Source organism: Microbacterium luticocti DSM 19459, from assembly GCF_000422405.1.
Lineage (GTDB): Bacteria > Actinomycetota > Actinomycetes > Actinomycetales > Microbacteriaceae > Microbacterium > Microbacterium luticocti.
The window spans coordinates 85,585-102,212 of the sequence record NZ_AULS01000008.1 but is presented as its reverse complement, the minus strand read 5'-3'; the positions used below and the strand labels follow the sequence as shown (position 1 = coordinate 102,212).

Below are 16,628 nucleotides of genomic sequence, written 5' to 3'. Positions count from 1 at the left end.
TCAGGACCCCGCAGGCGCGACCGGGTCGCAGATGCGCGTGTGTTCCGTGTCCGAGCCGCGTCCGTCGGCACGGATCCGTGCCCGCCCCCAGCGCGCCGGGCGATCGCGTGCCACGATGGGCGAAACGGCACAAACGAGTCCGGCCGTCGCCGGGTCAGGAGCTGACATGGACCTCACTCCGCGTGAAATCGACAAGCTGTACGTCTATCAGGTCGCCGAGCTCGCCCGTCGGCGACGCGAGCGGGGCACGAAACTGAACGTCAGCGAGGCGCAGGCGCTGGTCACCGAGGCGATCCTCGAGGCCGCGCGTGACGGCAAGTCGGTCGCCGAGTGCATGGCCCTGGGCAAGAAGGTCGTGGCCGAGGCCGACTGCATGCCCGGCGTACGCGAACGGGTCACGCTGCTGCAGGTGGAAGCCACCTTCCCCGACGGCACCAAGCTGATCTCGTGCCACGACCCGATCGGCGGCTGACCCGGTGTCATCCCACCCGCCCGCACCCGCCGCACCTGCGCGCACCGTGCTCGTCGGCGGTCACGAGAGTGGCGACGGCGCGCAGCTGCAGCGGCTGTGTGCACGCATTCCGGATGCTGTGGCCTGCGCGACCGGTCGCCGGTTGCACGATCTGATCGAGCAGTCACTGACGGCCGGCGGCGAGGTCGTCGTCGTGCCGATGACGTTCGGACGCAACCCGACCATGGTCGCCGACGCCGCCAAGACGGCGGCGTGGCTGGCGGCCAAGCACCCCGGGCGCCTCGCGTTCGCGGCGCCGTTCGGCCAGCCCGACCACCTGATCGCGTGGCTGCGCACCGCCGCCCACCGCGCCGTCGCCCGGCACGACGCCGACGCGCTGCTGATCGTCGGGGCCCACTCCGACCCGTTCGACGAAGCCGAGCTGTTCCGCATCGCGCACCTGGTGCGCACCCACGGCGGCATCGCGAACGTGGAGGCGGCACTGGCCGACGACGCCGATGAGCTCGAGGCGGCCGCCGAGCGGATGCGCCGGCTCGGCGCGCAGACCGTGGCGGGGGTGCCGGCGGGGTTCGCGGCCGAGATCCCGGTGTGCCGGGTCGCCGACGTCGGCCCGCTGATGAGCGACACCGCGATCACCCGGCAGGTGCGCGACCGCGTGCACGATGCGTTGCACGCGCTGCGCGGCCACGGCGACGACGGCATCGCGGCGGGGCTGGACGCCGACCACGGACACGGCTACGCGCACTCGCACGCCTTCGAGGAGGCATCCGGGTCGCACCCCCACACCCACGGTCACGGTCACCACCATCACCACGCGCACGGCCACGGCCGCGCGGCAGAGCACGCGGTGCACGGCAGCACCGCACACGACGACCACCACTGAGCGGGAGGAACATCATGGCCAGCAGGAAGGCGAAGGTGCATCACGGCGCCGACACCATCGAGATCAACGCGGGTCGCGATTCGGTCACGCTGCGGGTCACCAACACCGGTGACCGGCCCGTGCAGATCGGCTCGCACTTCCACTTCTTCGAGGTCAACCGCGCCATGCGCTTCGAGCGCGAGAAGGCCTGGGGCATGCACCTGGACATCCCCGCCGGCACCGGGGTGCGGTTCGAGCCCGGCGAGACCAAGGAAGTGACACTGGTCGCCTACGGCGGCGCCCGGCATCTGATCGGCTTCAACGGTCTGGTCAGCGGCGGGTTGGACGCCCCCGCCACCAAGGCCGCGGCGATGCGACTGCTCGCCGAACGCGGATTCGAGAACGGTGCGCCCGCGCGGGGCAAGACCCCGGCCGCGGCCGCGAAGAAGGGGAGCAAGTAATCATGGCCGTCATCCCTCGCCAGCAGTACACGGACCTGTTCGGCCCCACCGTCGGCGACAAGGTGCATCTGGCCGACACCAACCTGGTCATCGAGATCGAGAAGGACTACGCCGCCGACAGCTACGGCGACGAGGTGGTCTACGGCGGCGGCAAGTCGGCCCGCGACGGCATGGCCGCCGACCCGCAGGCCACCCGCGCGCAGGGCGCGCTCGACCTGGTGATCACCAACGCGATCGTGATGGACCCGGTGCTCGGCATCGTCAAGGGCGACATCGGCGTGCGCGACGGGCTGATCGTGGGCATCGGCAAGTCCGGCAGCCCGCAGACCCAGCGCGGCGTCGACCCGCGTCTGATCGTGGGCCCGGGCACCGAGGTGATCGCCGGCGAACACCTGATCGCCACGCCCGGCGCCATCGACACGCACGTGCACTTCATCTCGCCGCAGCAGGCCTACGCCGCCCTGTCCAACGGCGTCACCACCGTGTTCGGCGGCGGCACGGGGCCCACCGACGGCACGAACGGCACCACGTGCACCCCCGGTGCGTGGCACATCCACCGGATGCTGCAGGCCTTCGACGAGCTGCCGGTCAACGTCGGCATCCACGGGAAGGGCAACGGGTCGCTGCCCGAGGCGCTCGCCGAGCAGATCGAGGCCGGCGCGGCCGGTCTGAAGGTGCACGAGGACTGGGGCGCCACCCCGGCCGCGCTGAGCCAGGCGCTGAGCGTCGCCGACCGGTACGACGTGCAGATCTCGGTGCACACCGACAGTCTGAACGAGGCGGGTTTCGTCGAAGACACCATCTCGGCCATCGACGGCCGCACGATCCACACGTATCACACCGAGGGTGCCGGCGGCGGGCACGCGCCCGACATCATCGAGATGGCGGGGTACCGCAACGTGCTGCCCTCGTCGACGAACCCGACCCTGCCCTACACGGTCAACTCGATCGACGAGCTGCTCGACATGGTGATGGTGTGCCACCACCTCTCGTACGACATCCCCGAAGACATCGCCTTCGCCGACTCACGGGTGCGCGCCGAGACGATCTCGGCCGAGACCGTGCTGCACGACCTCGGCGTGATCGCGATGTTCTCGTCGGACTCGCAGGCGATGGGCCGCATCGGCGAGTCGGTCACCCGCGCCTTCCAGACCGCGCACCACTGCAAAGACAAGCGCGGCCCGCTGCCCGAAGACGCACCCGGCAACGACAACTTCCGGGTGCTGCGGTACCTGGCGAAGGTCACCATCAACCCGGCGATCACGCACGGCATGAGCGACTACATCGGCTCGCTCGAGCCGGGAAAGATCGCCGACATCGTGCTCTGGCCGGTCGACACCTTCGCCGCCAAACCGAAGATGGTGATCAAGGGCGGGCTGATCAACTGGGCGCTGATGGGCGACCCGAACGCGTCGCTGCCCACGCCCCAGCCGGTGTACTACCGGCCGATGTTCGGAGCGCTCGGCGCGGCGCAGGCGGCGACCCGGGTGACGTTCATGTCGAAGGCGTCGATCGACGCGGGCGTGCCCGAGAAGCTCGGCCTGCGCAGCCGTACCCTGCCGGTGCGGCGCACCCGCACGATCGGCAAGAAGGACATGGTGCGAAACGACGCGACCCCGGTGATCGCGGTCGACCCCGAGACCTACAAGGTCACCGTCGACGGCGAGCCCGCGCACATCGAACCGGCCCAGTCGCTGCCGCTGACGCAGCTGTTCTTCTTGGCATGACGACGTCGGAGCGGTTCGACCCGGCGGCCCTGCTGGTCAGCCTGCAGCTGAGCGATTCGGCGTTCCCGAGCGGCTTCTACACGATGTCGCACGGGCTCGAGGGGTTCGCGCAGGCGGGACTGGTCGACGCGGGCACGATCGGCGATCTGCTCGACGACATGCTGACGGCCACCGTCGGCCCGGGCGACGCGACCGCGCTCGCCCGGGCCCACCAGGCCGCCGCTCGCGGGGACTGGGAGTCGGTCGCCGAGATCGACCGCCTGTTGTACGCCTCGAAGCTGAACGCCGAGCTGCGCCGCTCCAGCGTGCGCAGCGGCCGGCAGGTCGCCGACATCGCCGCCGAGGTGTTCGGTGGTGACGACATCGCGGCGTGGGCGGCGCGGGTCAAGGCTCGGCAGACCCCGGGATGCCAGGCGGTGGTCTCGGCCGTGGTGTACGCGGCCACCGGGGTGCCGACGGCGCAGGCCGTGGCATCCGATCTGTTCGCGTTCGCCACCAGCTTCGCCGGCGCCGCACTGCGGCTGCGGCTGACCGATCACCGGTCCACGCAGGTGATCCTGCGCCGGGCGCAGCCGGTCATCATGGCGGTCACTGAAGACGCCCTGGTGCGGCCGGTGGAAGACATCGGCGGTTTCGCGCCGACGGGCGACATCATGTCGGCGGCGCACGAACGCGCCGAGGCCCGACTGTTCACGAGTTGAGGAAGGAACACATATGGACCACAACGTGCTGCGCGTGGGCATCGGCGGGCCGGTCGGCTCGGGAAAGACCGCGCTGACCGAGGCGCTGGTGCCGGTGTTCATCGCCGCCGGGCGCACCCCGGGCGTGATCACCAACGACATCTACACCCAGGAGGACGCCCACCATGTGCGGCGGGAGCTTGCCGGCATCCTCGACCCGGAGCGGGTGGTGGGGGTCGAGACCGGCGCCTGCCCGCACACCGCGGTCCGCGACGACCCCACCATGAACCTCGCCGCCGGCGAAGAGCTCGTGGAGCGGTTTCCCGAGATCGACACGATCATCTACGAGTCCGGCGGCGACAACCTCACCCTCACCTTCTCGCCGTCGCTGGCCGATGTGTTCGTGTTCGTGCTCGACACCTCGGAGGGCGAGAAGATGCCGCGCAAGCGCGGCCCGGGGATCACCGACAGCGACATCCTCGTGATCAACAAGATCGACATCGCCCAGTACGTGCGCACCGACCTGGCGGTGATGGAACGCGACGCGCACGCCGTGCGCGGCGACAAGCCGGTCGTGATGACCAACTCGCTCGAAGGCGTCGGCGTGCAGGAGCTGTTCGACACCATCATGGCGGTGTGGGCGCAGCGCCGCGGAGAGCTGGTCGCGTGACACAGACCGAGCCGTACGGCGGACCGCGGCTGCAGCCGGCGCACTTCGAGCCGGCGCATGTGCCGATCGAGGTCGCGCGGTACGGCACGCAGCCCGACACCCTGCCGGTGGGCAGCCCCGGCAAGGTGGGCATCCTCGAGCTGGACTTCGAGCTGCGCGGGGAAGGTGACGCCCGGCGCACCGAGCTGGTGGGGCACTTCCAGAAGTCCCCGTTGCAGATCATGAAGCCGCTGTACTTCGACCCGCACCGCCCCGACGTGCCGTACACCTACCTGATCACCACGGGCGGGGGCATCCTGCACAACGACCGGCAGCGCATGGACCTGCGTTTCGGCCCCGGCACCGCAGCGCACGTGACCACCCAGGCGCACACCAAGGTGTACCGCATGGAGTCCGGCTACGCGACGGCGCTCGCCGGGCTGGAGATCGAGGCGGGCGCGTACGTGGAATACTTGCCCGACCCGATCATCCCGTACGTCGACTCCCGGTTCTATCAGCGCACGACCGTGCGACTGGATGAGTCGGCCACCCTGGTCGCGGGCGAGACGATCTATGCCGGCCGGCTCTCGCGCGGGGAGCGGAACGCCTACGCCGCGTATGCGAGCGACTTCGAGGTGCGACGGCCCGACGGCACGCCGGTGGCGTTCGACCGGGTGCGGCTGGTGCCGCGCGACGGCCATGTCGGCGGTGCCGCGGTGCTCGGCGGCCGCGACGTGGTGGCGTCGCTGTACGTGGTCACCGATCGGGTTCCGGCGGCGCGTATCGCCGAGGTGCTGCACGAGACCGTCACGGCGGTCTGTGCCGCCGCGGACGATGACAGCGCCCGGTTCGGCGTGAGCATCCTGCCGGATGACGCCGGTGCGTGGCTGCGCTGGGTCGGCGATGACACCGTGCTCTCGACCCGGGTGAACACGGCCGCCGCGGCCGCCGTGCACGAGCTGCTCACCGGGCTGCCCGCGCCGCACATCAGAAAGTACTGATCGGAACAGGCGACGGGAGTGCTATGACGACCGCAGGGGCGCGCACCGCGACACCGCTCGCGCAGTGGGGCGTCGGCGTGCTGAACGGTGCATCGCAGATCTACTTCCAGACCAACTGGGCCTGCGGCATCCTGATCTTGGCCGCCTTCGTCGTCGCCGACTGGCGCATGGCTGTGTTGGCCGTGATCGGCGGGGTCGGCGGGATGCTGGGCGGCCGGGCCTGCGGCAATGGCCTGGCGAACATCGCCGCCGGCATGCAGTCGTTCTGCGGCACACTCGTCGGCGCCGCGGTGTTCGCGGCACTGGGCGGCAACGGATGGTGGTGCTATCTGCTGGCGTTCCTCGGGGGACTGGTCACCGGGCCGGTGACCTGGGTGATCGTGAAGCTGTTCGCGTCGCCCGCGCTGAAGCGCTTCGAGCTGCCGTACACGACCGCGCCGTTCTGCATCACCGCCACCGTCATCACGGTCTCGACGCTGCGCCTGGCCGTGCCGGCACCGGCCTCGCACCTGCCCGATCAGCCGGTGGCCGCCTTCTTCACCTCGCTGCTGACCAACGTGTCGCAGGTGGTGCTCGTCGACAACGTGTTCTCGGGGGCGCTCATCCTGCTCGGCCTGTTCATCGCGAGCTGGAAGGTGGGCCTGGCGGCGGTGCTGGGCAGCGCGCTCGGCTCGCTCACCGCGATGGCAATGGGCGAGCCGTGGAGCGAGATCGCGAACGGCCTGGCGAACTACTCCGGGGTGCTCACCGCGATCGCGCTGACCGTCACGTTCGTGACGGCTTCGCGCGCCTCGTGGCTGTACAGCCTGCCGTGGATCGTGATCACCGCGGTGGTCACCGTGCTCATGCACCGCGCGGGCCTTGTCACCTACACCTGGCCGTACATCCTCACCACCTGGGCGGCGCTGATCATCGCCTTCTACGTGACGTCGCTGCGGCGCACCTGACTCCGCTCGCGCAGCGTCGGTGCCCGGTGCGGGTCGAACCCCCACGGCAGTTCCAGCCCGTGCGCGGCCAGCAGCGCGGCATCGGCCAGGATGTCACGGGTCGGCCCGTCGGCGACGATGCGGCCGCCGTTGAGGATCACCGACCGTTCGCACAGCTCCAGCGCGTACGGCAGATCGTGGGTGACCACGACGAGGGTGCACTCCAGATCGCCGAGGGCCGCCGACAGTTCGCGGCGCGATGCCGGGTCGAGGTTCGAGGTGGGCTCGTCGAGCACGATCACGTCGACGTCCATCGACAGGATCGTGGCGATCGCCGCGCGGCGGCGCTGACCGAGGGAGAGGTGCTGCGGTGCGCGGCCGGCCGCGTCGGGCAGCCCGACCCGTGCCAGGGCGGTGTGCACGCGGCGGGGGAGTTCGTCGGGGGGTACGCCGAAGTTCGCCGGCCCGAAGGCGACGTCCTCGCCGACCGTCGGCATGAACAGCTGGTCGTCGGGGTCTTGGAACACGATGCCGACCCGACGACGCACTTCGCGCACGGTGGCGGCGTCCACGACGTCGTCGCCGATCGTGACGGTGCCCGCCAGCGGCCGGTTGATGCCGTTCAGGTGCAGCATGAGCGTGGTCTTGCCCGCGCCGTTCGGCCCGAGCACGGCGACCCGCTCACCGGGCGCGATGTCGAGGTCCACGCCGTCGAGCACCGGGGTGTCGGCCCCCGGGTACGCGAACCGCAGACCCCGCACCCGCACCGCGGCCGCGGTCATCGGGACTGCTCCAGAACGCCCTGCTCCGAAGCTTTGGGCCCTGGCACGCCACGCCCTGGCGTGCCCTGCTCCGGCGTCTCCCGCTCCGGCACGTCCTGCTTCGGCGCACCCTGCTCCGAGTACCCGCGGGCGAGCATCGCCAGGTGCACGCGCTCGCCGCGGGCGTGCGCGCGCACGAACAGCGCGCCGACCGCCTGGGCGAGCACGCGCCACGACCGCGGGCTGCGGGCCGAGAAGCCGCGGGCGGCGCGGGCGATCGCCATCCGCCGCGACTCGTCGGCGATCAGGTCGAGGTAGCGCAGCATGAAGCCCATGATCGAGATCATCACCCGTGGCAGGCGCAGCGATTCCAAAGCCAGCACGATCCGGCGCGGCTCGGTGGTGGTCACCAGCAGCACGGCCGCCAGCAGCGCCAGCGTGGCCTTGGCCAGCAACCCCCACGCCGCCCACAGGCCCGCCACCGACAGCGACATCCCGAACACGTCGATGCGCTCGCCGGTGGCGATCAGCGGCATCAGCAGCGCGAACACCAGGAACGGGATCTCGATCGTCATGCGGCGCAGCACCGTGCCCACCGGGATGCGCGCCACCGCCAACAGGCTGACGAGCACGGCCGCGTAGCCGGCGTACGCGACGAACCATTCCCGCGGGGTCGCCACCACGATCACCGCGAACACGATCACCGCGACGAGCTTGACCCGCGGTGAGGTCCGGTGCACCACGGTGGTGCCGGCGCGATGCCGCCACGGCACCGAGAACGCCGACACGGCGGGGGATGCCACCGGCTACGCCCCTGCGCGCGCGGCGCGGCGCTTGGTGAGCCGGCCGATGACCCAGGCGATCGCGAACGTGACCAGACACCCGGCGAACCCGGCGATGGCCACCGACAGCCAGGTGTTGTGCACCCCGGCGGTCTCATACCCGGCCAGGGCCGAGCCGTCCATCGCGTGCGGGGCGGCGGCCTTCTCGAACCCGGTCGCGGCGGCGACGAACTCGAGGCCGTCCGGCGACGACGACGCCCACAGGCTGATCACACAGGCGATCAGCAGTGCCGCGATCAGCGCGCCGATGGTGAAGGTGCGGGTGGAGATGCGGCCGGGTGCGGCGATCGCGGTGGCCGTGGCATCCCCGAATGGGGTCTGCCCGGACGGGCTCTGCCCGGAGGGCCTCGGCGGGGTGCTCATGCGTGGGCCTCCGTCATCGCGGGGCGGGCGGATACGGTGCCGAAGCGGGCGCCGTAGACCAGGTCGGGGCGGGTGGCGAGCACGGCCGAGACGATGAGTGCGGTGATGACCGCCTCGCCGATGCCGATGAGCGTGTGCCAGCCCACCATCGCGGCGAACACGGAGCCGAGCGGCACCGGCACCTGCCCGCCGATCGCGAACAGCAGGGTGAAGCACGACGCAGCGGCCGGCACCGACACGAACGCGCCGACGCCCGCCGCGACGGCGATCGACCAGCGTGCGCGGGGCAGCAGCGCCACGACGCCGCGGAAGATCCACCAGCCGACCACGACGGTGACGATGCCCATCAGCGTGATGTTCGTGCCCAGTGCGGTGATGCCCCCGTCGGCGAACAGGAACGCCTGGACGATGAACACCACGCTCAGACAGAGGATGCCGGTGCCGGGGCCGACGAGCACCGCCGCCAACGCCCCGCCGAGCAGATGTCCGCTGGTGCCGGCGCCGACGGGGAAGTTGATCATCTGGGCCGCGAAGACGACCGTGGCCACGATGCCGACCATGGGTGCCTTGCGATCATCGACCAGTTCGCGGGCGGCGAGCTTGATCGCCACGGCGATGCCGCCGGCGGCGATCACGCCCGTGGCGATGGATGTCGGGATGTTCAGGAATCCGTCTGGGACGTGCATCTGGCTCCGATCCTCGGGGTCTGTCACGCACAGTAATGCGACATCGTCGCATCAGTCGAGACCTGTCGCGAGGGACGGCGCGGATCCGACCCTGCGGGCACGGATCGGTGGCGGCCGAGAGTGCGGACATCCGAGGCATCCTGTGTCGGCGTGCCCTCAGCACTGTGCCGTCGAGAGTGCGGACATGCGAGGCATCCGGCGTCAGCGTGCCGTCGGCACTGCCGTCGAGTGCGCGAACATCCGCGGCATCCCGCGTCCGTGTGCCCTCCCCGCTGTGCCCGCAGCACTGTGCCTTCGGCGCTGTGCCCTCAGTGCTGGGGCATGTTTCCGACCGACCGCACGGCCCAGCGTCCGTCGTGCCACACCAGCTCAGACCAGGAGCCGGTCGGTATCGGCACGTCGATGTCCGAACCGAGCGCGGCCACGAGCGGACCGATGACGGCGTCGTGCGACACGATGACGACCCCGCGTCCATCCCGGCGCACCGCGTCCAGTGCCGGCAGCACCCGCGCCAGCACGGTGTCGGTGGGCTCCACGCCGGGCGCGGCACCGACCGACCCGAACTGCGCGATGACGGCGGCGCGCTCGTGGCCGGTCCACGGCCCGTAGTCGCGGTCGTTGAACCGCGGATCGGCCTGTGCGGTCAGCCCGAAGCGCGCCGCGATCACCTCGGCGGTGGCCACGGCGCGCACGAGCGGACTGGAGTGCACGGCGGCGACGTCGCGGTCCGCGAGCGCGTCGGCGACCGCAGCCGCCTGGGCAAGGCCGACCTCGTCCAGCGGGGGATCGGCGAGCCCGCGCAGCCGGTCCTGCGCGTTCAGCACGGTGCGGCCGTGCCGCACGAGGAGGATCGAGGTCGTCATCGCACCGTCCCTTCGGTCAGGCCGTAGCCGATGCCGGGGGAGTCCTGCTCGATCTGCATGAGCCGGTTGTACTCCACGTTGTACGTCACGATGCGCTCGCCGCGCGCGGGCGCGCCGGTGGGCATGTCGAACGGGTTCGGGGCGGTCGCGCTCCCGCACCCGTCCTGTGCGAGGCGCACGGCCGGAGCACCGGCGGTGCGGAACGCCGTGTGGGCCTCGAGCGAGGTCTCTTCGAGAAGCGTCTTGCGTGCGACGGCGATGCGCACCTTCGCGAGCCGGCACACCCGGCGTGACGCGGTCACAGCTGCCCCCCTCCGGTCGGTCGCGCGGGACGGATGAGCACGGATGCCGCGACCGCCAGCACCATCCAGCCGGCCGCGTAGCCGAACGCGGCGCCGGCACCGGCGACGGTGTACAGCATCCCTGCCACCACCGTCGCCACCACGTCGCCGACGGCCTGCACGCCGCCCAGCACGCCGTACCCGCTGCCGCGCAGCCGGTCGGGGAGGATGCCGGCCACCAGGGCCGACTCGGCGGTCTCGGCCAGACCGATGCCGGCGCCGGCGAGCAGGAAGCCGGCGATCAGGCCGGCCGGGCCGGTGGCCGAGGCCGCCAGCAGCGCGTACGCGACGAGGTAGGCGGCCGCTCCAGTGGCGAACACGCGGCGCGGTCCGGTGCGGTCCAGCCACGCGCCGCCGAGCAGGGCCACCACCGCGGCGACCGCGTTGTGCCCCGCGTACAGCGCGATCGCCAGCGACGCCGCCCCGGCGACACCGAACGCGTCGAGGGCGTCGGTGGCGCGCAGGATGAGCAGCGTCGTGGCGAGGTTGCCGCACTCGAACAGCACGATCGGCAGCATCGGCCGGGTCAGCCCTGACCGGTGCAGGCCGCGCAGGTCGAGCCACACGCGGCGTCGTTCGCCGTCCGGTGCGGCGTGCACGGCACGTGCGGCGAGCGTGATCGCGAGCGCGGCCAGCACGCCGGGCACCAGGGCGGACCACATCGTGGGACGGATGCCGAGCCAGCCCACCAGCACCGCCGCCAGCAGCGGGCCGGCGACGGCGCCCAGGTTGTCGCCGGCGCGCTCGAGGCCGAACGCGCGGCCGTAGCCGTCGCGCGAGGCGATCGAGCCGAGCAGGGCGTCACGCGCCGGCGACCGGCCGCCGCGGGCCGTCCACGCCACCGCCCGCAGCACCCCGGCCTGCCACACCGCGGTGGTCAGCCCGATCGCCGCGGTGGCCGCCGCGGTGACGAGGTACCCGCCGGTGGCCATGGCGCGCCGCCGCGCCGGGTCGTCGGCCAGCGGACCGCCGACGACCTTGGCGATGCCGGTGCAGGCGTCGCTGATCCCCTCGATCGCCCCCAGCGCGGCGGCCGAGCCGCCGAGCACGCCGGTGACGAAGGTCGGCATGACGCTCGTCACGATCTCGTGCCCGGTGTCCGAGAAGAAGCTCGCCGCGCCCACGGCCCAGGCCGCCGGCGGCACTGTGCCCGACCGGCTCCCCTGCCGCCCGCCCGCCCGGGGGTCCGACCCGCCGCCCGACCGGCGGCTCCACCGGCCGGGCGATCGACTCCGCGCGATCCGCGCCGGGCCGTCAGGCCTGGGCAAGGCTCGTCCCGAAGACGCGGTCGTACAGGTCGACGCCGAAACTCGTGGGCAGCGGCGGCCCGGCCTCGAGCCGGTAGCTGCGCGTGCCCGCGGCATCCCGCGGCGCCCGCAGGAACTCGGCGCCCAGGCCCGCCTGTTCGACGGCGTGTGCGAAGTCGTACATGTGGGTCACGTAGCGCACGCGCACGCCGGCGCGCACCAGCGCGGATGTCACCTCCAACGCGATCTGGGAACCCTCGGCCTCGTTGGTCGAGGCGAACGACTCGTTGCACAGCAGCAGGTCGCCCGGCTGCACGAGGTCGATGAGCCGGCTCATCCGGTCGAGTTCCTCGTCCAGCTTGCCGTGCCGCAGCTCGGCGTCCTCCTCGCGGGTCCAGTGTGTGAGCACCTGATGCACGACCGGGCACGAGAACCGCCGCGCGGCCACCACCATGCCCGCCTGGGCCATGAGCTGCGCCACACCCAGGGCGCGCAGGAACGTCGACTTGCCGCCGTGGTTCGCGCCGGTGATCACCAGCACCCGGCCGTCGTGCAGGTCGAGGTCGTTGCCGACCGGGGCGCGGGACGCGCGCAGCGCGAGGCACGGATCGCACAGCGCCTCGGCGGTGCACGCAGGGTCCTGTGACACCGCCGGCAGGCACACCGGCACGCCCAGCGCGGCGAGCGTCGTGCGCAGGGTGCGCACCGACAGGTAGAAGGCGATCTCGATGCGCAGCTGCAGGAAGAACCCCAGCACGTGGTCGACGGACTGTTCCGCTGCGGCCGAGACGTCGGCCACGCTGCGGGCACGCAGTTCCGCCAGCGCGGTGAATCCGGCCTCGTCGCGCTCGGGGATCGCGAAGCCGAATCGGGGTCTGCGCAACGGGGTGCGGTCGAAGAATCCGCGGTTCTCGCGCTTGGGCCGGCGCAGCACCTGGCGCACCACCTGGCCGTCGCGGCCGACGCCGGCGCTCATCAGCATGCCCTGGCCGAACTCGAGCTCGGCCAGGTGCCCACGCAGCCGACTCAGGTACGTCTCGTCGAGTTCGGTCGCCACCACCGCACACAGCTCGCGGAAGGCGCGGGAGCGGAACAGCCCGCCCACGCGGCCGCACACCTCGTGCAGGCGCTCCAGCCGCTCGGCCAACGCGGTCAGCATGCGCACCGAGTGCGAGAGGGTCAGTTCGGGGTGCCCGCGCACCGGCATGGTGAGGATGCCGCGGCGCACGCTCAGCGCATCCATCGCGACGGCGTACACCTCGTCGACCGCGTCCGGGTGCTCGATCGTGTCGGCCAGCGCGTCCTGACGGTAGGCGATCACGGCGGGATCGGTTACCGACTGCACCGTCGCAGCCCGGGCGACCGCTCGCAGAAAGCCGTCTCCGGCGGCCATGGCGTCCCACAGAAAGTCGAGCTCGAGGTCGCGTCGCACATCGTCGGCGGTCGCCGGCTCCGGCAGGTCCGGGTCGAAGTCCCGGTCGGGGTCCATCAGTCGCACCTTCATCGGTCCGCCTCCGTCTGCGTGTCGCCGGCCGCGCGCTCGGCCATCTGCGCGGTGATCCGCTCGGTGATCTGCGGACCGGTCAGGCCGTGCACTGCGGCGAGTGCGCGAGCGTAGGCCCGCCCGTCGGCGACCCGCCGTTCGATCCGGAACGTGCGCCGCGCCGGGTCGTGAGGGTCGACGGTGCTGACCATCGACACCGTGCGTTCATCGATCCGCGACTCGTCGATGAACGTGACGCACACCGCCAGCGCGTCTTTGGCCAGGATCCGCTCCAGGATGTCGCGGGTGAGGATGCGGGCATCCTGCAGCGCCGTCGACGAGAACACCTCGTTGAGCACCAGCACCGTACGGTCGGTGGCGGTCTCGATCATCTCGTGCATGCGCCCGATCTCGGCGCCGAGCCTGCCGGCCAGATCGTCGAGCTGCTCTTCGCGTTCGAACGCGGTGAGCACCTGGTCGCACAGAAAGATGCGCACCGAGCGGCCGGGCACGGGGCATCCGATGGCGGCGAGATGGTGCAGCTGGCCGAACGCCCGCGCCGTCGTGGACTTGCCGCCCTGGTTCGGCCCCGAGATCACGATCACCCGCTCGCCGCCCGTCAGACGCAGGTCGTTGCGGACGAGGTCACCGCCGTCGGCGACCATGCGCCCGGCCAGTGCCACGTCGAACGTGTCGCGGGCGTCGAGGTCTTTGACCTCGGCCGACACCACCGGGGTACAGAACGGCAGGCCCGCGCGGCGCAGCGGTGCGATGTGGTCGAGCCAGGCGAGGTAGAACCAGATCTCAGCGGTGAACAGTTCGATCGTCGCATCGCGGTAACCGTCGGTGGTCTGCACGAAGCGCCGCAGTCGCGCGAATGCCTCGGGGTGCACCTGCGCGGCCTTCTCCAGCACCCAGGCCTGCACGTGGTCGAGGCCGCGATCCGGAAACGTCTCCACGCGTGCCGCCTGCTCCCGGGTGCGGAACCGCGCGAACGTGTCGAGGACGAGTCGGCGCAGGTCGTCCTCGTCGTCGGTGGGGGCGATCGTGAGCCGGGCGTCCCGGATGAGGACGTTGTACCGCACGGCATCCATCTGGTCGCGGCACGCTGCGGCGCCGGACTGCAGGTCGGTGAAGGCCGGCGACGAACGGTAGGTCGTCAGATGATCCGACAGCCCGCGCAGCGCCCGAGAACCCGCCGCCGCCTCGCTGTCGGCGAGGGCATCGCCCAGGGCGGTGACGGCACCCGTGTAGAACAGCACCGCCGACAGCCGCCACAGATCGTGCTCGAACGGGTAGTGCGGGTGGGACGTCGCACCGTCCGCGATGCCGCTGCGCCGCATGCCCTCCAAGAAGGTGTCGACCGCCGTCCTCAGGTCGGCGTCGCCGAGGGCCGCGAACACCTCGTGGCGGTAGGCGATCTCGGATTCGTCGGCGCACAGGGTGCGGAAGGCGTCTGCGGCGGCCGGCGCCTTCTCGATGGTGCGCGCCAGCACCTGGTCGAGCGCAAGGTCGTGCAGCACGTCGTCGGCCGTGCGGCGCCCGCCGGCGGCGACCTCGCCGGTGGGCGTGAGGATGCTGCGGAAGGCGGTGCGGGCAGGCATGGTGCCGGTTTCGACAGTGGACACCCGTGACTCCTCTCGTCACAGGTGCCATCAGCCGATTCGGCGGTTCGGGCGCTTCGCCCCGGCGGACTCCATCGCCGTCGTTTTCAGGATGACACACCGTGCGGGGGCGGGCAACCGGTGTCGAGAACCACCCGGCATGGCACCATGTGAGGCATGGCCCAGTCCGAGCACGCGCGGTTGCACGCGCACGCCGCCGACGAGGCGGTGCAGGCCGCGCTGGACGCGTTGCGTGTGCGCGGGCATCGGGTGACCGCGGGGCGCCGCGCCGTGCTGCAGGCGCTCGCCGCGCACAGCGAGCACCTGAGCGCGGAGCAGATCGTGCGCGCCGTCGAGGCCGGGCACGCGCATCGGGCGACCGTGTACCGCACCCTCGATCTGCTGGTCGCGGCCGGGGTCGTGTCGCTGCGGCCGACCGGGTCGGGGGCGGTGCGCTACCACCTGGCGACGATGGCGCCGGCGGCCGCACACCTGCACGGGATGTGCCGGGTGTGCGGGGCCGTGGTGGTGCTGCCGGGCGAGGCCATGGCGCCCACCGTCACCGCGGTGCGCGCGGCGACGGGTTTTCAGGTGGATGCCGCGGCCAGCACCCTGGTCGGCGAGTGCGCCGCGTGCTCAGCCGGCGACAGGCCGGTCGGCATCACCGCGCAGTGACAGCAGCTCGACGCGTGGGCGGCCGGCCCGCCGCATCCCGCCCTGCAACGCCAGCTCACGGTAGGCGCTCGGGGTGATGCCCAGGCGCGCGACGAACTGCGCGCGCATGTTCGCAGGGCGGTAGAAGCCCGAAAGCCTGGCCACCTCGGCCAACGGCAGCGCCGGGTCGAGCTGGATGAGCCGGCGCGCGGTGAGCACGCGCTGGCGGGCGATCATGTCGGCGATGCCGGTGCTGCCGGTCACCCGCCGGTACAGGTGGCGGCGGCTGATGCACAGTTCGCGGGCCAGCGCGTCCACGTCGAACGACGGGTCGCGGTGCCGGGTGCGCACCAGCTCGGTGACCCGGCGCTCGAAGTCGTCGTCGCCGGGGGCGACCACAGGCACCGTCGGCCCGGAGGGCATCAGGCCGCGGATGAGGCTCACCACGACCGCCTCGGCCGCCGGCTGCGGGGTCGGCACGCGCAGGAACGCCTCGAGCATGCCGAGCAGGGTGGGTCGGGCCGCATGCAGCAGCGGAGACGGCGGCAGCCAGGCGGTCACCAGCGGGCTGTGCCGGCGCAGCCGGTCCAGCGGCACGGCGGCGCCCACCGCACGACTGCCGTCGGCGCTGATCAGGCCGGGCAGCTCGGCACCGGTGGTGACCACCGCGCCGTGGGTGCGTCCGCGGTGATCGGGGCGCGGGCGGGTGATCAGCAGCAGCACCGCCGTGTCGGGCGGCGGCGGCAGCGGGCCGGGCGCGGCCGGTCCGCACAGGGTCGCCAGATCGCCGGCGAACACGAGCGTCTCGCCCACGCGGACGTGGTCGCAACGACGCTGTTGAGGTATGACGTGTGGTGTCTTCGATTTCGGTACGCCGGCGACGGCCCCGGCGATCTGCTCGTGCAGCATCTGTGTCCTTCCCCCCGCAGAGGGCACGCCAGGCGCGACCTCTGCTCGCCCCACCAGGGTGGGACGTGACGCTTACAGTAACGATCCGGTTGCGTTC

The 16,628-nt window shown here is 72.0% G+C and carries 19 protein-coding genes and 1 riboswitch; of the genes, 9 read left to right on the top strand and 10 right to left on the bottom strand.

The annotated features are described in order from the left end of the window. The first annotated feature begins 166 nt into the window (after positions 1-166). The 8 genes from H577_RS0109945 to H577_RS16000 are packed head-to-tail and all read left to right on the top strand — an operon-like array spanning position 167 to position 6,799. The gene (locus H577_RS0109945; protein ID WP_029145831.1) at positions 167-472 is read left to right on the top strand and encodes an urease subunit gamma; all 306 of its coding nucleotides are present in this window, start codon (positions 167-169) and stop codon (positions 470-472) included. Positions 473-476: 4 nt separating this feature from the next. Continuing rightward, on the top strand, positions 477-1,355 hold the full coding sequence (locus H577_RS16005) for a sirohydrochlorin chelatase family protein (protein ID WP_051191932.1): 879 nt from the start codon (positions 477-479) through the stop codon (positions 1,353-1,355). A gap of 14 nt (positions 1,356-1,369) precedes the next feature. Continuing rightward, positions 1,370-1,795, top strand: coding sequence for an urease subunit beta (locus H577_RS0109935; RefSeq protein ID WP_029145830.1), 426 nt, complete (start codon positions 1,370-1,372; stop codon positions 1,793-1,795). Between the two features lie 2 nt (positions 1,796-1,797). Then, entirely contained in the window at positions 1,798-3,522 is a 1,725-nt protein-coding gene (gene ureC / locus H577_RS0109930; protein WP_029145829.1) for an urease subunit alpha, read from the top strand. Further along, positions 3,519-4,223 carry an urease accessory protein UreF gene (locus tag H577_RS0109925; RefSeq protein WP_029145828.1) on the top strand — a complete coding sequence of 235 codons (705 nt, stop codon included), beginning with the start codon at positions 3,519-3,521 and terminating at the stop codon, positions 4,221-4,223. Before ureC ends, H577_RS0109925 begins: the two co-directional genes overlap by 4 nt. Positions 4,224-4,236: 13 nt before the next feature. Next, positions 4,237-4,872 (top strand): urease accessory protein UreG, encoded by a 636-nt coding sequence (gene ureG / locus H577_RS0109920; protein ID WP_029145827.1) that lies wholly within the window; start codon positions 4,237-4,239, stop codon positions 4,870-4,872. Beyond that, on the top strand, positions 4,869-5,852 hold the full coding sequence (locus tag H577_RS0109915; protein ID WP_029145826.1) for an urease accessory protein UreD: 984 nt from the start codon (positions 4,869-4,871) through the stop codon (positions 5,850-5,852). Before ureG ends, H577_RS0109915 begins: the two co-directional genes overlap by 4 nt. Before the next feature lie 23 nt (positions 5,853-5,875). Next, the gene (locus H577_RS16000) at positions 5,876-6,799 is read left to right on the top strand and encodes an urea transporter (protein WP_051191931.1); all 924 of its coding nucleotides are present in this window, start codon (positions 5,876-5,878) and stop codon (positions 6,797-6,799) included. On the opposite strand, the gene H577_RS15995 is transcribed toward H577_RS16000, so the two are convergent. The 9 genes from H577_RS15995 to H577_RS15975 form a co-directional block, all read right to left on the bottom strand. Continuing rightward, positions 6,772-7,560: an energy-coupling factor ABC transporter ATP-binding protein gene (locus tag H577_RS15995; protein WP_051191930.1), complete on the bottom strand. Its 789-nt coding sequence runs from the start codon at positions 7,558-7,560 to the stop codon at positions 6,772-6,774. The two genes, H577_RS16000 and H577_RS15995, sit on opposite strands and share 28 nt — an antisense overlap. Beyond that, complete coding sequence (gene cbiQ / locus H577_RS15990) at positions 7,557-8,342, bottom strand: cobalt ECF transporter T component CbiQ (protein WP_211217915.1); 786 nt, start codon at positions 8,340-8,342, stop codon at positions 7,557-7,559. The genes H577_RS15995 and cbiQ overlap by 4 nt, the downstream gene beginning before the upstream one ends. Positions 8,343-8,345: 3 nt before the next feature. Then, the gene (locus tag H577_RS0109895) at positions 8,346-8,744 is read right to left on the bottom strand and encodes a PDGLE domain-containing protein (protein ID WP_051191929.1); all 399 of its coding nucleotides are present in this window, start codon (positions 8,742-8,744) and stop codon (positions 8,346-8,348) included. Continuing rightward, the gene (locus H577_RS0109890) at positions 8,741-9,430 is read right to left on the bottom strand and encodes an energy-coupling factor ABC transporter permease (RefSeq protein WP_036284513.1); all 690 of its coding nucleotides are present in this window, start codon (positions 9,428-9,430) and stop codon (positions 8,741-8,743) included. Before H577_RS0109890 ends, H577_RS0109895 begins: the two co-directional genes overlap by 4 nt. 308 nt (positions 9,431-9,738) lie before the next feature. Next, on the bottom strand, positions 9,739-10,293 hold the full coding sequence (locus H577_RS15985) for a histidine phosphatase family protein (protein ID WP_036284509.1): 555 nt from the start codon (positions 10,291-10,293) through the stop codon (positions 9,739-9,741). Beyond that, complete coding sequence (locus H577_RS0109880) at positions 10,290-10,595, bottom strand: hypothetical protein (RefSeq protein WP_029145823.1); 306 nt, start codon at positions 10,593-10,595, stop codon at positions 10,290-10,292. Before H577_RS0109880 ends, H577_RS15985 begins: the two co-directional genes overlap by 4 nt. Beyond that, the gene (locus H577_RS15980) at positions 10,592-11,758 is read right to left on the bottom strand and encodes an MFS transporter (RefSeq protein ID WP_211217914.1); all 1,167 of its coding nucleotides are present in this window, start codon (positions 11,756-11,758) and stop codon (positions 10,592-10,594) included. Before H577_RS15980 ends, H577_RS0109880 begins: the two co-directional genes overlap by 4 nt. 130 nt (positions 11,759-11,888) lie before the next feature. Beyond that, on the bottom strand, positions 11,889-13,370 hold the full coding sequence (locus H577_RS0109870) for a MutS-related protein (RefSeq protein ID WP_169566274.1): 1,482 nt from the start codon (positions 13,368-13,370) through the stop codon (positions 11,889-11,891). Between the two features lie 11 nt (positions 13,371-13,381). Then, positions 13,382-14,992 (bottom strand): MutS-related protein, encoded by a 1,611-nt coding sequence (locus H577_RS15975; RefSeq protein WP_156876611.1) that lies wholly within the window; start codon positions 14,990-14,992, stop codon positions 13,382-13,384. A gap of 11 nt (positions 14,993-15,003) precedes the next feature. Continuing rightward, a riboswitch (Fluoride riboswitch) is annotated at positions 15,004-15,077 on the bottom strand. Positions 15,078-15,145: 68 nt separating this feature from the next. Between H577_RS15975 and H577_RS15970 the strand changes: the two genes are divergently transcribed. Beyond that, the gene (locus H577_RS15970) at positions 15,146-15,643 is read left to right on the top strand and encodes a Fur family transcriptional regulator (RefSeq protein WP_051191926.1); all 498 of its coding nucleotides are present in this window, start codon (positions 15,146-15,148) and stop codon (positions 15,641-15,643) included. Here H577_RS15970 and H577_RS17050 read toward each other — a convergent pair. Next, positions 15,605-16,435 (bottom strand): AraC family transcriptional regulator, encoded by an 831-nt coding sequence (locus H577_RS17050; RefSeq protein ID WP_051191925.1) that lies wholly within the window; start codon positions 16,433-16,435, stop codon positions 15,605-15,607. The genes H577_RS15970 and H577_RS17050 overlap by 39 nt on opposite strands. Positions 16,436-16,628 lie beyond the last annotated feature (193 nt).

Excerpts from the sequence above, each read along its gene's own strand:
- H577_RS15995 (WP_051191930.1), bottom strand. The coding sequence starts at position 7,560 with ATGACCGCGGCCGCGGTGCGGGTGCGGGGTCTGCGGTTCGCGTACCCG.
- H577_RS0109935 (WP_029145830.1), top strand. The coding sequence starts at position 1,370 with ATGGCCAGCAGGAAGGCGAAGGTGCATCACGGCGCCGACACCATCGAG.
- H577_RS16000 (WP_051191931.1), top strand. The coding sequence starts at position 5,876 with ATGACGACCGCAGGGGCGCGCACCGCGACACCGCTCGCGCAGTGGGGC.
- ureG (WP_029145827.1), top strand. The coding sequence starts at position 4,237 with ATGGACCACAACGTGCTGCGCGTGGGCATCGGCGGGCCGGTCGGCTCG.
- H577_RS0109925 (WP_029145828.1), top strand. The coding sequence starts at position 3,519 with ATGACGACGTCGGAGCGGTTCGACCCGGCGGCCCTGCTGGTCAGCCTG.
- H577_RS15970 (WP_051191926.1), top strand. The coding sequence starts at position 15,146 with ATGGCCCAGTCCGAGCACGCGCGGTTGCACGCGCACGCCGCCGACGAG.
- H577_RS0109890 (WP_036284513.1), bottom strand. The coding sequence starts at position 9,430 with ATGCACGTCCCAGACGGATTCCTGAACATCCCGACATCCATCGCCACG.
- H577_RS0109895 (WP_051191929.1), bottom strand. The coding sequence starts at position 8,744 with ATGAGCACCCCGCCGAGGCCCTCCGGGCAGAGCCCGTCCGGGCAGACC.
- H577_RS15985 (WP_036284509.1), bottom strand. The coding sequence starts at position 10,293 with ATGACGACCTCGATCCTCCTCGTGCGGCACGGCCGCACCGTGCTGAAC.
- H577_RS0109870 (WP_169566274.1), bottom strand. The coding sequence starts at position 13,370 with ATGGACCCCGACCGGGACTTCGACCCGGACCTGCCGGAGCCGGCGACC.
- H577_RS0109945 (WP_029145831.1), top strand. The coding sequence starts at position 167 with ATGGACCTCACTCCGCGTGAAATCGACAAGCTGTACGTCTATCAGGTC.
- ureC (WP_029145829.1), top strand. The coding sequence starts at position 1,798 with ATGGCCGTCATCCCTCGCCAGCAGTACACGGACCTGTTCGGCCCCACC.